Consider the following 15,882-nt stretch of genomic DNA (forward strand, 5'->3'; position numbering starts at 1 on the left):
AAATTTAGATGGATGAAAAAGAAGCTAGGGATAAGTTATAGTGAAGCCAATTTTCAGAACTATTGGAATTGGTTTACTGCCGAAGATCTTGGAGATGAAATAGAGCTTGTGGAACTTTCCTTTGAAAAAAATAATAAGGCTGACATAGAAAAATGTGATGGTTTTGTGTTGACAGGGGGAATTGATGTGCTGCCGGCTATATATGGCGGAGCAGAAGAATATCCTTATAAACCTGATGTGTTTTTGCCTGAAAGGGATGAGTTTGAACGATTAATTTACGACTATTCACAAAAGGCAAAAGTCCCTGTTTTGGGTATTTGTAGGGGGATGCAATACATCAATATCCTGGAAGGTGGGGCAGTTTTTGAGGATAATGGAGAGCAGGTAAACCAATTGCATAAAAAAGGTTCAGAAGATAAAGTTCATGGTGTAAACATTGATGCAGATAGCTTGTTATATGCTGTAACTGGAAAAGCGGTAGGGCAGGTAAACAGTGCGCACCACCAGGCCGTTAATCCCGGTAAGCTGGGCGACAACCTGATGGCAAATGCCTATTCAGATACACCAGATGCGCTTATAGAAGGATTGGAATTTAAAGATAAAAGGGGAAAGGCTTTTATGCTTGGTGTGCAATGGCACCCGGAAAGGATGAAAGAAAAGGAGCTCAATCCTTTGTCACAAAAAATTAAAGAACAGTTTATTAAGGAAGTCAAAAGTCATAAACGATGAACATTGTTAACCCTGCAACAGAAGAAATCATAACAACAGTAAAGGAAGATGATAGCAAATCACTTGCCCATAAACGGAATTTGCTTAAAATGGGGCAAAAGGATTGGGCATCGAGAAGCCTGGAGCAACGTTTGCTGGTCATAGAAAAGTTTTACGAATTACTGGGATTGGAATTAGAGCGCCTTGCTAGGGTATTGACTTCGGAAGTGGGTAAGCCGCTATCGCAATCCCGTAATGAGATCAACGGTGCAAGGGGGAGGGTTCGATGGATGTTAGATCACGCGCTGCAGTATCTTTCCGATGAAATTGTAACGGATACGCCAGAATTGAAAGAACAGATCTCCTATGATCCTTTGGGTATTGTATGTAACATATCGGCCTGGAATTATCCTTATCTGGTAGGGGTAAATGTTTTGGTGCCTGCGCTAATTGCGGGGAATGCGGTAATGTATAAACCTTCGGAGTATGCAACTTTAACCGGACTGGAAATAGAAAAATTATTAAAGCAAGCGGGATTACCTGATGATGTGTTTAAAGTGGCTATAGGTGCAAGAGAAACTGGCGAACATCTGCTGGATATGAATTTTGACGGTTACTTTTTTACCGGATCTTATAAAACCGGGAAGTATATATATGAGCGGGTGGCTCCGAAAATGGTGGTCTGCCAGCTTGAACTAGGTGGTAAAGATCCGCTATATGTTGCTGGTGATGTAAAAGATGTTGCTGCTGTTGCTGCTGCAACGGCAGATGGGGCTTTTTATAACAATGGGCAGAGTTGTTGTTCAGTAGAACGGATTTTTGTGCACGAAAAAGTTTATGATGATTATGTTGCGGCCTTTGTGAAGGAAGTGCAGTCCTGGAAAGTAGGGGCGCCAACAGAAGCGGACGTTTATCTGGGCGCGTTGACCAGAAAGGAACAAATTACAGTATTGGAGCAACAGGTTAAAGATGCGGTGCAACATGGTGCTTTAGTTTTAACAGGCGGCAAGCGAAAAGAACAAAAAGGCAATTATTTTGAACCTACTGTGTTGGTTAATGTAACCAATCATATGAAGGTAATGCAGGAAGAGAGTTTTGGTCCCATCATTGGCATTATGAAGGTAGATGACGATGCTGAGGCCATCTATTTGATGCAGGATACGGTGTATGGTTTAACTGCTGCCGTTTATTCGGAAAGCATGAATAGAGCAAAGCATATTCTTTCTCAGATAGATTCGGGTACCGGTTACTGGAATTGCTGCGATAGGGTAAGTGCTGGTCTTCCCTGGAGTGGCAGACGACATTCCGGTATTGGGGCAACGCTATCTCATCAAGGTTTGCGCGCTTTTACCAAACCTAAAGCTTGGCACCTTAGAACTTAGCTAAGTTTATTACTACTTTTGAAGTATTCGCCTTATTTAAAACCATGCTTATGAATTCGACCTGGAAAAGAATATTCAACATCATTCAAAAACCTGAGCGTTTAATTATAGGATTGATGTCTGGTACCTCGATGGATGGTCTGGACATTGCCCTTTGTGGAGTTTCGGGTAGTGGAACGGATACCAGTGTTAGGCTAATCGAGTTTAAAACGGCGGATTATACCAATGAATTTAAGGCCGAGATAAAATCGATTTTCTCCAGACGTGATGCTGATTTGCAAATGGTATGCCTGATGAATGAAAAAGTGGCACTTTTGCATGCCGAAATGATATTAGAAGCAATTGCTGAATGGGGACAGCAGCCAGAAGATATTGATGTGATTGCCAGTCATGGGCAAACTATTTTTCATGCGCCGCATTCTCTCCATGGTTTGTCCAATTACCCAAATGCAACTTTGCAGATTGGAGACGGCGATCATATCGCAGTTAAAACGGGGATCGTTACCATAGCAGATTTCAGACAAAAACATATAGCAGCGGGCGGCGAAGGTGCACCCTTGGCTGTCTATGGAGATTACTTGCTTTTTTCAAAAAAAGGTGAAGACCGTATTATGCTCAATATAGGCGGAATTGCCAACTTTACATATCTCCCAGGTAGTAATGATGCAACCAAAGTGTTCTCAACCGATGTTGGCCCGGGGAATACCTTGATGGATCAGTTTGTCCAAAAACATTATGAAGGATTGTATTACGATGAGAATGCGAGTATAGCGAGTGCTGGGGCAGTAAATCCTGCGCTTTTAAAAGAGTTACTACAGTCTGAATTTTTGGAGGCGGACTTTCCTAAGACGACCGGTCCGGAGCTTTTTAATCTCGAATACTTAATCGCGGCTCAAAGCAGATCAGGGACTTTGTTACTTCCTAAAGAGGATGTTATGGCTACGCTTTGCCGTTTTTCTGCTCAGGTAATTGTTGCTGCGGTTGAAAGGTGTTTCGAAAGAGATAAAACGCCATCAATATTTATTAGTGGAGGTGGGATGCATAATCCTTTGCTTTTGAGGCAGCTTAAAGAAAAGTTGAGCAACGCGAGTTTTCACTCGACTGATGATTTAGAAATTAATCCGGATGCGAAAGAAGCGGTTCTATTTGCAATTCTTGCTAATGAGACATTAGTTGGTGAAGATGTTGATTTTGGTAGTCGTGAAGGGGTTCCGTCTGTTCGGATGGGTAAAATTTGCCTGCCTTAAATAACTTTCTGCATGAAATATTTGGTTGTTTGTAAAACAATATTCTTTTAATGTTGTATTACATCAAATAAACCAAATTTATGAAAATACTTTACGCTAATGGCTTGCCTAAAATCCGGCTGGTTTTTTGGGTGCCAATCATTCTGCTGATGCTTACTCAGGTAGCAAATGCGCAGACAAAACGATTTACTTTAACAGGTAGAGTTACGGACGGGACATCTTCAGTGGGGGTCCCGGGAGTAGTTGTTAAAGTGCAGAACACAAATTTCGCAATGGCAACGAATGCCGATGGTCGGTACAGCTTAAATGCTGACTTGACACCAGGGACTTATCAGGTTGTGTTTTCTTCAATTGGCTATAAGTCTCAAACTAAATCTGTTGAGCTGGGTGCCGCTACTCAAGTTACAGTGAACGGAGCACTTATGGCTGATAATATTGGCTTGGACGAGGTTATTGTAACAGGTACTTCACAAGGTACCACGCGTAAGCAAATGGGTAGTTATGTGAGCTCCGTAAAGGGTGATGACTTAGTAAAGGCGCCTAGCGGAAATGTGCTCTCTTCTTTGCAAGGTAAAGCACCTGGTGCGCAGATTAGTCAAAATTCCGGTGATCCAGCTGGAGGAATGTCGGTGAGATTGAGGGGGGTAAGTTCGCTGAATTCAAGTTCAGATCCGCTTTATATTATTGATGGCGTAATCGTGAATAATACGACCACGCGGGTAACCAATACATCAGCCAACTACGATGGTGGTGGCAGCGGTGTTGGGGGTAATGGCAACTTTGTTGGTGCTATTGGTCAGAATAGAATGAGCGATATCAATCCGAATGATATAGAGCGTATAGAAGTTCTAAATGGTGCAGCGGCGGCAGCTATTTATGGGTCTAGGGCAAATGCAGGGGTTATCCAGATCTTTACGAAAAGAGGAGTGAGTGGTAAGCCGGTAATCAGCTTATCTACCAGTTTTACCACTAGCCATCTGCGGAAACAGATCGAAGTAAATCAATCGCCTGTTAAATTTGGAGGGACTGTGGATGAATTGACGCAGGACGTGATATCATTGGTGGGTACGCCAGCCGCATTACCGACCAATACTACAGCTGTAACGAGGTATAATTATCAGGATTATATTTTTCAATCTGCTATAGGAACAGACAATACGGTTTCTGTTGCAGGTGGTAGTGAGAATACTAAGTTTTATACCTCTTTAGGGTATTTTTCTAATCAGGGAATCATCAAGAATACCGATTATAGAAGGATTAATATGCGGGCCAACCTTGATCAGAAAGTTAATGATTGGGCTAAGTTTTCTGCAAACTTTAATTATATCCATAGCGATGCCAACGAAAAGCCTGACGGGAATTCATTCTTTTCACCTATGAATTCTGTGACCATTATAGGGAATTTTCACGATCTCTTTACCCGGGATGCTTTGGGGAATATAAAAGCTGTGGGTGAGCGTGGAAGGGTGAATCCTGTATCAGTAATTGAGGATATCAAACAGCGCCAGGCGGTCAACCGGATTATTTCAAATGCAAAATTAGTATTGAATCCAATTAAAAAAATAACGATAGATTATACCATAGGTGTTGATAATACCATTCAAAATGGAACAACTTTTATTCCTCCCTTTGCTTATAATGTAAGTACTGGCTTTTATGGTGGTGGACTAACCTTAGATCCTAGTCTTAATGGTTACGCAAGTGCTGCAAGTTCTACGACAACCTTGTTCAATCATGAGCTTAACTTTACCTATGACACTAAACTGAGTGATGTATTGCTTTCTACTACGCAATTGGGGGGCTCTTATCAATATGAAAAGACGCATTACCTTTTGTCCAATGGTAGGGGGCTTGCTCCATTTACAGAAAGCGTAGATGGGGCAAGTACGATTTTGGCAAACAGTGACGCTAGATTACAAAGTGATATCAGTGGCGTTTATTTGCAACAAAACTTTAAGTATAAGGACCATTTGTTTGTAACAGGTGCGGCTCGTGTAGATCAGTCGTCTGTTTTTGGTGTGAAAAATAGAACCAAGGCATACTTAAAAGGAAATGTAAGTTATGTGCTTTCATCGGCAGACTATTGGGCTGGGCTGGGGATATCTGAGTGGTGGGATACTTTTAAAGTAAGGGCAGCATATGGACAGTCGGGTAACCTGACCGGAATTGCACCTTATGCGCGATTTAATGAATATTTTGCTTCTCCTTACATCAGCAAAACTTCGTTAGTTTCAAAGACCCAACTCGCCAATGTGGATATCGCTCCGGAAAAGCAAACAGAAATAGAGCTGGGGATGGACCTTTCATTTTTGAAAAATAGATTAGGCCTGGTATTTAACTGGTATGATAAAAAGGTTAGTGGCTTATTGGTGCCGGTTGTGATTGCACCAACCACAGGCTTCTCTACCTTATTGGAAAATAAGGGTTCGTTAAAAAATAGAGGAATAGAATTGATGTTGACCGGAACGCCTGTCGCCAGCAAGGATTTTAAATGGAATACTTCATTTATTTTTAATCGCAATAGAAATAAAGTAGTAGGTATCGGAGCAACGCAATTGCTTTCAACCAATGCAGGTGCTCCTGTGGCTTTCATTGATGGCGCGCCCGCTGGTGTGTTTTATGGTACTTTCTTCGCCCGCAACGCGGATGGGAGTTTGCTAACTAATCCAGCTGGAATTCCTCAGACGGAAAGAGGTATTCAAAACTCTTCATTAAGTTATACTCCTCAGCGTGGTCCGGATGGTTTGCCTCTGGCGACCGGAACTACTACCCTACGTAAAGTAATTGGGGATCCAAATCCTGATTATACCGCCTCCTTTGTGAATGATTTTTCTTATAAGAAATTGACTTTGCATGTCCAGCTGGATGCGTCGCATGGAGCGGATGTATGGAATGCAGATTGGCGGACACGCCAGGGTGTAGGTGGCGGAAAGGTTGCTGAACAAGAACAGATGGGCTTATTGCCAAGAGGGTATGTTAGCGGAGTGTATGCTATCGAAGAGTGGCGGATAGACGATGGTTCTTATGTTAAATTAAGAGAGGTGTCTATAGCTTATAATGTTGGTAAGGTTAAGTTTATACAAGACCTGACCATAAATTTAAGTGGAAGAAATCTTGTTTCATGGGATAATTATAAAGGATATGATCCTGAACTGAATTCGGGTGGGCAATCGACCCAATTAAGGAATATTGATTTCGGCTCAGTGCCTATTCCGCGTTCGTTTAGTTTAGGTGTGCGGGCTAAGTTTTAGTTTAAAAATCAAATTATTTCAATGAAATCATCTTAAAATAAATTATAGACTGATGAAAACTTATATAAGTAAAATAGCATATATCTTTTTGATCCTGATTGTGATATCAGCATGTAAAAAGGAGTACAGAAATCCTTCGGGTGCAAATGCCGAGGAGGTATTGACTACTGCAAAAGGTATGACAGGTGTCGTTGTTGGTTTGCACAAAATATACATAGCGGGAAGGTTGGGTGTTTATTTTAACTCCGTATCCGTTGCTGGATTTTCGACCAACGAAATTCTATTAAGGAATTCAGGTAATATTCCGGAATTGCAGTTGTTTACGGGAGGTGGTGCCGTTGATGGGACCAATAACATTCTGGCAAATTTGTGGACGACCAGTAATAAGATTATTTACGATGCGGATAATGTCATCAACAATGCCCCTAACCTGGGTGATAAGGGGTATGCTTCAGGGTTAATTGTTTATGCAAGTCTCTTTAAAGCGCTTGCATTGGGGAATCTCTCACAGTGTTGGGAAAGTATACCTGCAGGTATCGGGCAAAATGTTGGTTTTATAAGCAGGGTTGATGGTTTTAATAAGGCTATTTCGGTGATTGATAATGCTATTGCAGTTATGGCCGCAACTCCGATCAGTTCAGGTTTTATGAGTAATTTGCCGCCGGGTATTGATATTCCTAATACCTTGAATGCCTTAAAGGCACGTTATGCGCTTTTTGCAGGAAACTATCCTGTGGCGTTGGTTGCCGCTAATGCTGTGGATTTAACAAAGAAATCGACTTTTAACTTCGATGCGCTGACTTTTAATCCCATATTTGAGATTGCTACTTCAACAAATAACGTTTTTCAACCAACTGATGCTAACTTAGGATTGACTGGGACGAATGTGCCTGATCTTGCTGATAAAAGGCTTCCGTTTTATACAGCGGTGGGTGCTAATCCAGTAGTTCGTTTAGCTGGGTTTGGTGCAGCGATTAATACTCAGATTCCACTTTATTTGCCCGGTGAGATCATTTTGATTAAGGCTGAGGTTTATGCGCGTCAGGCAGCCCCGGACCCTGGGAATGCTTTGACTGAGTTGAACAAGGTGGTGACGAAAACGCCTACTGCTGATATTTATGGTGTAGGTGCGGCTTTACCTCCGATTACCGGACCTTTAACTCCGGCCCTATTACTACCGTTAATTTATAAGCATCGTTGTATAGAGCTTTATTTGTCGGGGTTGAAATTGGAGGATATGAGAAGGTTTGGTAGGCCAAATTCCGAGAGAAAGCGGAATTTCTTTCCTTACCCGTTTATTGAGCGTGATAACAATACAAATACACCTGCTGATCCAGCATTTTAGTCTTAAACTTTTTAATTGAAAAAACCGGCACCTTTTAGGAGATGCCGGTTTTTTTATTGGGATTGGATCTTATGATTAACCTTAATTTTTAAAGCGATCTTTTGCAGCCGCTTTGCGGTTTGGATAGTGTCCTAGAAAATTTCAAGTTAAAAAAAATTAAACAGTAATTAAACTCCATGTTTTTATGATAAAAGATGGAGTGTAGTTGCTGTATACTTGGACTATACTTGGAGTTTTACACTGCTCAGACCGATCGCTGTCTTATCCGTATACAGGTTAAGGAGTTACTAAAGAATCTGTAAGGTTTTGACTCTATAGGCATTCAATTCCGGTGACTGAGGATCAAGCTCGGTAATTAAATAATCTATATTCTCTAATGAGGCTACTTTTAGTCTTAATGAAATATCCAGTTTCTCTGATATACAAAGTATTCCTGCTTTTTTTGAAGAATTGAACATTGCTTTTTTCAGCTGATTAATTTCCCAATCAGTATCTGTTAGCCCATTCTGGGGATGAATGGCGCTGGTTCCTAGTAAACAAAGGTCGGCATTGATTTCCGACAATTGATTGATGACATGTCCGCCATATGTTACCTGCGAGTTTTTGGAGAATAGTCCTCCAATCAGAATAACTTCCACTTTGGCATATTTGGCAAGCCCTATGGCTACAAAAGGGCTAACTGTGAAAAAAGTGGCATTTAAATTTTCCGGCAGTTGCTTTGCAAGTTCAATAATTGAAGTCCCTCCACCTGTTAAAACAACCATTCCATCTTTGATTAAAGAAGTGGTCTTTTTAGCAATGCAGACTTTAGCATCCTTGGCGTATACATCGCTATCATCGAATGAAGATTGGTATGATTTTGAGAGTGCGCCTCCGTGTACTTTGGATAGCTGTCCGTTTTCAGCTAATTCCTGAAGATCTCTACGAATAGTGTCTTCTGAAACATTAAGCAATTGAACAAGATCAGAATTGAGTACGCGGTTATGTAAATTGATTTGGCGCATTACAAAGTCGTGCCTTTCTTTTTTAAGCATATTGAAGATTTTGGCTAAATGTAAATAAAAAATGAAGAAACTGAATGCGGGGTCCTGCGTGTTTGTGCATCATTAATCCTGAATAAAACTAAAAATAGTTTGTTAATTATGATTTATTGTGAAAAACTTTTTTGATATTTATTAAAGGGTTGCAATTATGCGGGTTAATGCGTGTTTTGTGATTTCTAAAACCAACGACCAAACCAATAATACCAACAACTAAACGAACACCTTTTAAACAACTTATTTTTTAACCAAAATTGGGATTTTATGAAAAAAAAATTACTCCTATTGACCGTAGGCGTGTTTTTGCTTTTTGCACATGGCTTTGCGCAGCAAAAAACGATTACAGGTAAAGTGACTTCATCAGATGATGGGTCGCCTATCCCTGGTGCTTCTGTTAAGGTGAAAGGGACACCTACTGTTACTCAAACTAATACAAATGGTTTATATTCTATTCAGGCTAAAGCTGGGGATATACTGCAGTTTAGCTACATTGGAATGATTATGCAAGAAAAAGTTGTGGCTGCCGCTGTGCTTAACGTAAGGTTGAATCCGGATAATAAATCATTGAACGAGGTGGTGGTGACTGCATATGGGATTGAGCGAAATGCCAAATCACTTGGGTATTCTACTCCAGTAGTTAGTGGAGATGCTGTTTCTGCAACAGGAAGAGAGAATTTTATCAATGGTTTAGCTGGAAGGGCGCCAGGTGTATTTGTAAACCCAACATCTGGAGATCCTGGAGCCTCATCGCAAATTATTATAAGAGGTATTGTTTCTATGACAGGGGATAATACGCCTTTAATGGTGTTGGACGGCGTGCCTATTGATAATTCAGTCTCAAGTCAAACAAATATGGCTATGGCTGGAAATAATCGAAGTCAGGATTATACAAATAGGGCGTCGGATATCAACCCTGCAGATATAGAGAGTTATGTGGTGCTAAAGGGGCCTGAGGCTACTGCTCTTTATGGTAATCTGGGGGCAAGTGGTGCAATTGTAATTACTACTAAAAAAGCAAAATCAGGTAAAGCCAGTGTGTCTTATAATGGATCGATGAGAATCGAAACCGTTAATAATCCTCCGGAGGTGCAGCTAGTTTATGGACAGGGGGATGCTAATGGTATTTTTAATGGCGGATCTTTTAATTTCTTCGGGCCCAAATATCCAGAAGGACTACCTGTTTATGATAATGTGGGTAGTTTTTTTAAAACGGGAACAGCGCAAAAGAACAATTTGGTAGTTGAAGGGGGAAAAGAAGGGTTGACCTATAGATGGTCTAATGAGTATACTAACAATAAAGGGACGATTCCAAAAACTCAATATGAAAGGTTTGTGTCGTCTGTAGTCGGTGTTTTGCCTGTTTCTGATAAAATCAAGGTTACTACGCGATTTAGCTACACCAACGCTTATAATAGAAAGGCGAATAAAGGTGTTCAGGGTTATTTAATGGGACTTTTGAGGTTCCCATCCCGCTTTGATGTGAACAATTGGATCGATGCGCTTGGGAATAGGGTTACCACTACTGGAACAATTTATACGGAGAGTGATAATCCATTTTGGGATATAAATAAAAACCTGTCCGAAGATAAAACAAACTCGATTCTTGGTAATGCAAATATTTCTTATAGACCAACGAAATGGCTCTCTGTTACGGGGATCTTAGGAACAAATATATCTTCCACCAATGGAATGACAGTTTATCATACTCAATCTTACTCTGGATCGGGCAATGCGGCTACTCCGACCGGAGGTACAGTAAATACTTATCAACAGCTTAATAAAAGGTTAGATGGGTCGGTAACGGCTTCTGCAGTGCATAAATTTGGAAGTTTTAATAATACTTATATTATTGGAGCTAATTTTTCTGATGTAAATAATACCACAAACTCTGCTAAGGGGCAAAATATGATTGATCAGAATTTCTATAGTATAAATAATACATTGCCTTCCACTCAAACTGCAAGGTTGTATGTGGGAAGATACAGAAATGCTGGTGTTTTTGCTCAGGCGATATTGGGATATCAATCCATATTGTTTCTGACCTTATCCGGACGCTTGGATGCTGCTTCGAGGTTGATGCCGACCAATCCTTATTTTGCTTACCCTTCGGCAAGTTTAGCTTTTAATTTTACAGAATTAGAAGCAGTAAAGGAGTTGAAGTGGTTAAGCAACGGGAAGTTAAGGGCATCTTATGGGATAACAGGTAAAGAGCCTTATAAGTTATATGCTTTGGCTACCAGATTACAGTCAGCCGGTTCGACCGGTGGCGGCCTTGCTTATGATTCTGCAAATGGTGAGAATAAGAACTTAGTTCCTGAGCAGACTAGAAGTTTTGAAACGGGTTTTGAAATGAGTTTTTTAACTGAAAGGCTGAGTGTGGACTTTACTTATTTTCGCTTAAACAGCCATAAACAAATTATACAACCAAGGACAAGCTATGGTACTGGTTTTGCTTTAAGGATGATGAATGGTGGAGATGTAGTAAATAGGGGTTTTGAGGTGCAATTAAAAGGTTCGCCATTCAGAGCTAAAGATTTTGGCTGGGATATGGTATTTAATTTTACCAGTTCTAAGGGTAAAGTGTTGTCGATTGCTGAGGAATTACCTGAGTTTTACGATTCTGATACCTGGGTTGCAAATGGAGTGAGAGGAGCTGTTTATCCTGGTTCAAGTACGATGGCGCTTGGTGGTTGGGTTAACTTGAGAAATAATCGTGGTGATCTGCTCATTAATCCGGCAACTGGATTGCCAATATTGGGTAATGATCAGGATTTTCCGGTTATTGGAGATCGGACGCCTAAATTCAATTTGGGTTTTGTGAATAATATAAGGTATAAGAATTTCGATCTATCATTTTTGCTTGATCTGAGGGTTGGTGGAGATGTGTATAATCAAACCCAATACGAATTGTATAGGAGGGGCCTAAGTGTTAAAACATTGGATAGGGATGTTCCTCGCGTGATAACGGGAGTATTAAGAGATGGGTTGGAGAATACAGATAATCCTACGGTAAATACCCTTTTGATAACTCCTTCGGCTAATACAAACTATTATACTTCAACTACAAGTGGCATTTCGCCAGATATGTTTGTCGAAAAAAACATCAAGTCATTACGATTGAGAGATGTGACACTCGCTTATACATTTCCCGCAAAGATGTTTTCAAGCACTAGTTTTATTAAAAATTTGGGAACCTATATAACTTTCACGGATCTTTTTTTAATTACTAATTACTCAGGGATGGATCCTGATACGAATGCAAATAATCCTTCTTTAGGTGGGTCAGGAGGTTATGGCATTGATTACGGTAATATGGGTAGGCCACTTGGTGTAAATATTGGTTTCCGTTTAAAAATATAAGCATACAGACATGAAATATCATAAAATAATAATATTCGCACTAGTTTTGCTTGGCACAACCAGCTGCAAGAAATGGTTAGATGTAAACTCGGATCCGGCTACGCCACAGAAAGCTAAAGCTGAATATCTGCTTTCGCCCATTATCTATCAAATGGCTAACAATACGGCGACTGATAACAGGATTATTTTTAAGTATACTCAAGATATGTTTGGTCAGGATATTACATCTTTTACTACCGCGTGGGAAAAACATGGTTATCAAACAAACAGCGATATAGGCGGTTCGATGTGGAGGATGGTGTACCTGAATTTTGGGCCAAATTTAGAAGATATGATCAAAGATGCTGAAGCTACAAATAAGTGGACTTATGCTGGTATTGGTTATGCGATAAAAGCATGGGGTTTTCAGTTGTTAACAGATGCTCATGGACCCGTGATTTTGGATGAAGCTTTTAGGGAGCAGCTTCAATTTAAGTACCAGGATCAGCCGGAAGTTTATGCACGTGTTAGGGAATGGAGCCAAAAAGCTTTGGAGTGTTTTACCAAAACAGATGAAGTTGGAGTGTCAGTCCTATTGGCGGGTGTATCTGGAGATCAGATGTACAAAGGGGATAGAGTTAAGTGGCGTAAATTTATATATGGTTTACTTGCCCAGCAATATAGTCATCTGGTTAACAAAGTGGAATTTAGGACTCAATATGCAGATAGTGTGGTTAAATATGTTGATTTGTCTTTTTCGGCAGCGACCGATGATGCTACAATTAATTTTGCAGGCGCAACAGGTGCAGACTCTAATCCTTTTAGTCAGAATTTTGGTATGTATACAGTTACGGCGACTACGGCACCGACTTATGGTCGAGTTAGTCAAAACATAGTTAGCCTCCTTACCGGTGGGATTAGGGGGACTGCTGCGATTGATCCAAAAACATCGACTGATCCGAGGCTTACAAGGATGATTAACCCGGTTCCATCCACAGGAGTTTATAGAGGAGCTTTCCCTTTCAATGGAACAGCTACTACCCCTCATATTTTAGGGGCTTTAAGTGGTACGGTTTTAGCGCCTTTTCCTGGAAAATATCTCTATGCAAATGCGGCGAGATATCCCATTATGAGCTATGCTCAACTTCAGTTTGCAAAAGCAGAGGCTTTATGGTGGAAGGGGAATGCAAATGGGGCTTTTACTGCATATGTGAATGGCATAAAGGGGCATATGGATTTTATTAATCTCTATGGTAGAAATGGAAATCCGGCTGCGCCAGTGATTACTCAGGTGGAGATTGATGATTACTTGAAGACGACCGAGGTGGCTCAAAATTCAGCAAGTCTGACCATATCGGATATTATGCAGCAGAAGTATATAGCACAATGGGGATGGGCCGGCATGGAGCAGTGGAGTGATTTAAGGAAATATCGTTATAGTTCATCGGTTTATAGAACATATAAGCAACTTGAAACGGGTGATTTTTACGATAGGAACCTTGGTAGATATGCTTACCGATTAAGGCCTAGGTATGCCTCAGAGTATATCTGGAATAGAGACGAACTGGAGAAGTGGGGTGGATTGTACGGTAATTATCATACGTTTGAAACCTGGTCTAATCTTCCTTAAAACTTAAATATAGATATTATGAAATCGATCATACAAATATTTACAACAATACTTTTAACAGTGGTTATATGTTCATCTTGTACGAAAAATGAAATCCATTATGGCGAGTTTGAAAAAGTAACACCCGATCAGGTGATGTTAAAAGTGAATTATAATATTGCTTATGCTGCAAATCCATTTGTTCAGATTAAAATTAATGGAGCCCGTGTAAGTGCGCTTATTCAAACGCGTTACCCTTATCCTGGAGGGGGCTATGGTACGCTAGGAGATTCAAGGCCAGATTATTTAGTGACAAAGCCCGGAAATCAAGAGGTTTCTATATCGATTCCTAAAAAGGGAACTAATATAGATTCTGTACTGTTATATAAAACCTCAATAGCTGTGGAGGCTGGTAAAGCGTATACATTGCATCTAACAGATACGGCAGCAACTACAAGTAGTTTGCTGGCCTTAGATGATTTTACGCTTCCCGATTCGGGTGCTGTACGATATAAGTTTGTAAACCTGATGCCTAATGTGCCTTCAGTTGATTTGTATTATGGTACTACGTTAATGGCTTCGGGTATTGGTTATTTAAAAGAAAGCGATTATTTTACTATGAAAATCCCAGCAGGTACTGTTCTTGCCTGGACGGTTAGGACTGCGGGAGGTACAACGGCTTTGGCTACTTATAGTAGTGTAAGCACTGTGTTGAACAGAAGAATCTATACTATTTTTGCTACGGGGTATACCGGGCGAACGGATAATGTTCGAAAGCCGTATTTGGCTTTCTTCCTGACGAGATAATTATTTTGTAAGTGTTCAACTCGCCTGTCTGAAATTCTCAGACAGGCTTTTTTGTAATTAGAATTTTTCGCGAGGTGTAAATGTAATTGCTAAAGAATTTGTAAGGTTTTTACAGCTTTGTAAGCATTCAATTCTGGTGCCTGAGGATTAAGCTCGGTAATTAAATAATCTATATTTTCTAAAGGGGCCACTTTTAGTCTCAGAGAGGTGTCAAGTTTTTCTGATATACAAAGGATGACGGATTTTTTTGAGGCGCTGAGCATTGCTTTTTTTAGCTGATTGATTTCCCAGTCTGTGTCGGTTAGTCCGTCATGTGGATGGATCGCGCTGGTTCCAAGTAGGCAAAGGTCGGCATTGATCTCCGATAGTTGAGTGATGACGTGTCCTCCGTAAGTTATCTGTGAGTTTTTGGAAAATAGACCGCCAATCAGAATGACTTCTACTTTGGCATATTTGGCAAGCTCAATAGCTACAAGAGGACTAATTGTAAAAAAAGTAGCGTTTAAATTTTCTGGTAACTGCTTGGCTAGCTCAATAATTGAGGTTCCTCCTCCTGTTAAAATAACCATCCCGTCTTTGATTAAGGAAATAGTCTTTTTAGCGATGCTGATTTTAGCGTCCTTGGCGTATACTTCGCTGTCGTCGAAGGAAGATTGGTATGACTTTGATAGTGCTCCTCCATGTACTTTGGATAGCTGACCTTTTTCGGCTAATTCCTGGAGATCACGACGAATTGTGTCTTCTGATACATTTAGTAAATGGACAAGATCGGACGTAAGTACACGGTTATGCAAGTTGATTTGGCGCATTACAAAGTCGTGCCTTTCTTTTTTAAGCATATTGAAAATTTTAGCTAATGTAAATAAAAAATCAAGAAAACGGATTGTGGGCTAAGAGGCTGCTGCTTAGTGTTCTGTTGGTGTTTTGATAAAAAGAAAGCTAGCTTCTTTTTTGTTTGATTTATGTTCTTTAGCAGGATTTAATGCGGCTCTGCTCTGCGCCTTTATGCGGGTTAATGCAACATCTTTTTTACAAAAATGGATAAAATCTTTATTATTTGCGGGAAAAAGCTGAAATATATTATTCATATTTACTGACGCTTAGGTTTTTGCGGTAATTTGCGTGTTTGTGTGTGCTGCTTAAATTCTAAACAG

The 15,882-nt window shown here is 40.3% G+C and carries 11 protein-coding genes; 8 read left to right on the forward strand and 3 right to left on the reverse strand.

Annotated elements, in window-relative coordinates; all coding sequences use genetic code 11:
• Window positions 1–12: 12 nt before the first annotated feature.
• From BLS35_RS22920 to BLS35_RS22940, 5 genes are all read left to right on the forward strand, one after another.
• Entirely contained in the window at window positions 13–729 is a 717-nt protein-coding gene (locus BLS35_RS22920; protein WP_090785755.1) for a gamma-glutamyl-gamma-aminobutyrate hydrolase family protein, read from the forward strand.
• Entirely contained in the window at window positions 726–2,090 is a 1,365-nt protein-coding gene (locus BLS35_RS22925) for an aldehyde dehydrogenase family protein (protein WP_090785756.1), read from the forward strand. The genes BLS35_RS22920 and BLS35_RS22925 overlap by 4 nt, the downstream gene beginning before the upstream one ends.
• A gap of 50 nt (window positions 2,091–2,140) precedes the next feature.
• Window positions 2,141–3,337: an anhydro-N-acetylmuramic acid kinase gene (locus BLS35_RS22930; protein WP_090785806.1), complete on the forward strand. Its 1,197-nt coding sequence runs from the start codon at window positions 2,141–2,143 to the stop codon at window positions 3,335–3,337.
• 80 nt (window positions 3,338–3,417) lie between these two features.
• On the forward strand, window positions 3,418–6,588 hold the full coding sequence (locus tag BLS35_RS22935; RefSeq protein ID WP_090785757.1) for a SusC/RagA family TonB-linked outer membrane protein: 3,171 nt from the start codon (window positions 3,418–3,420) through the stop codon (window positions 6,586–6,588).
• Window positions 6,589–6,640: 52 nt separating this feature from the next.
• Window positions 6,641–7,933: a RagB/SusD family nutrient uptake outer membrane protein gene (locus tag BLS35_RS22940; protein WP_090785758.1), complete on the forward strand. Its 1,293-nt coding sequence runs from the start codon at window positions 6,641–6,643 to the stop codon at window positions 7,931–7,933.
• Between the two features lie 287 nt (window positions 7,934–8,220).
• Here the strand turns inward: BLS35_RS22940 and BLS35_RS22945 are convergent, their stop codons facing one another.
• A complete protein-coding gene (locus BLS35_RS22945) occupies window positions 8,221–8,967 on the reverse strand; it encodes a DeoR/GlpR family DNA-binding transcription regulator (RefSeq protein WP_090785759.1) in 747 nt (248 codons plus the stop codon).
• A gap of 270 nt (window positions 8,968–9,237) precedes the next feature.
• Here BLS35_RS22945 and BLS35_RS22950 point away from each other — a divergent pair, with 270 nt between their 5' ends.
• The 3 genes from BLS35_RS22950 to BLS35_RS22960 are packed head-to-tail and all read left to right on the forward strand — an operon-like array spanning window position 9,238 to window position 14,728.
• On the forward strand, window positions 9,238–12,333 hold the full coding sequence (locus BLS35_RS22950; RefSeq protein WP_090785760.1) for a SusC/RagA family TonB-linked outer membrane protein: 3,096 nt from the start codon (window positions 9,238–9,240) through the stop codon (window positions 12,331–12,333).
• A 10-nt stretch (window positions 12,334–12,343) separates the two neighbouring features.
• The gene (locus BLS35_RS22955) at window positions 12,344–13,942 is read left to right on the forward strand and encodes a SusD/RagB family nutrient-binding outer membrane lipoprotein (RefSeq protein ID WP_090785761.1); all 1,599 of its coding nucleotides are present in this window, start codon (window positions 12,344–12,346) and stop codon (window positions 13,940–13,942) included.
• A gap of 18 nt (window positions 13,943–13,960) precedes the next feature.
• The gene (locus BLS35_RS22960) at window positions 13,961–14,728 is read left to right on the forward strand and encodes a DUF4397 domain-containing protein (RefSeq protein WP_090785762.1); all 768 of its coding nucleotides are present in this window, start codon (window positions 13,961–13,963) and stop codon (window positions 14,726–14,728) included.
• Between the two features lie 89 nt (window positions 14,729–14,817).
• Here BLS35_RS22960 and BLS35_RS22965 read toward each other — a convergent pair whose 3' ends face one another.
• Together BLS35_RS22965 and BLS35_RS22970 are read right to left on the reverse strand one after the other, a co-directional pair.
• On the reverse strand, window positions 14,818–15,567 hold the full coding sequence (locus BLS35_RS22965; protein WP_090785763.1) for a DeoR/GlpR family DNA-binding transcription regulator: 750 nt from the start codon (window positions 15,565–15,567) through the stop codon (window positions 14,818–14,820).
• Between the two features lie 66 nt (window positions 15,568–15,633).
• Window positions 15,634–15,816: a hypothetical protein gene (locus tag BLS35_RS22970; protein WP_090785764.1), complete on the reverse strand. Its 183-nt coding sequence runs from the start codon at window positions 15,814–15,816 to the stop codon at window positions 15,634–15,636.
• Window positions 15,817–15,882 lie beyond the last annotated feature (66 nt).

Origin of the sequence: Pedobacter sp. ok626, assembly GCF_900100435.1 — a bacterium.
Taxonomy (GTDB): Bacteria; Bacteroidota; Bacteroidia; order Sphingobacteriales; family Sphingobacteriaceae; genus Pedobacter.

What these genes read in the sequence shown, in the direction of transcription:
- BLS35_RS22920 (WP_090785755.1), top strand. Translation starts at nt 13, where the DNA reads ATGAAAAAGAAGCTAGGGATAAGTTATAGTGAAGCCAATTTTCAGAAC.
- BLS35_RS22925 (WP_090785756.1), top strand. Translation starts at nt 726, where the DNA reads ATGAACATTGTTAACCCTGCAACAGAAGAAATCATAACAACAGTAAAG.
- BLS35_RS22930 (WP_090785806.1), top strand. Translation starts at nt 2,141, where the DNA reads ATGAATTCGACCTGGAAAAGAATATTCAACATCATTCAAAAACCTGAG.
- BLS35_RS22935 (WP_090785757.1), top strand. Translation starts at nt 3,418, where the DNA reads ATGAAAATACTTTACGCTAATGGCTTGCCTAAAATCCGGCTGGTTTTT.
- BLS35_RS22940 (WP_090785758.1), top strand. Translation starts at nt 6,641, where the DNA reads ATGAAAACTTATATAAGTAAAATAGCATATATCTTTTTGATCCTGATT.
- BLS35_RS22945 (WP_090785759.1), bottom strand. Translation starts at nt 8,967, where the DNA reads ATGCTTAAAAAAGAAAGGCACGACTTTGTAATGCGCCAAATCAATTTA.
- BLS35_RS22950 (WP_090785760.1), top strand. Translation starts at nt 9,238, where the DNA reads ATGAAAAAAAAATTACTCCTATTGACCGTAGGCGTGTTTTTGCTTTTT.
- BLS35_RS22955 (WP_090785761.1), top strand. Translation starts at nt 12,344, where the DNA reads ATGAAATATCATAAAATAATAATATTCGCACTAGTTTTGCTTGGCACA.
- BLS35_RS22960 (WP_090785762.1), top strand. Translation starts at nt 13,961, where the DNA reads ATGAAATCGATCATACAAATATTTACAACAATACTTTTAACAGTGGTT.
- BLS35_RS22965 (WP_090785763.1), bottom strand. Translation starts at nt 15,567, where the DNA reads ATGCTTAAAAAAGAAAGGCACGACTTTGTAATGCGCCAAATCAACTTG.
- BLS35_RS22970 (WP_090785764.1), bottom strand. Translation starts at nt 15,816, where the DNA reads ATGAATAATATATTTCAGCTTTTTCCCGCAAATAATAAAGATTTTATC.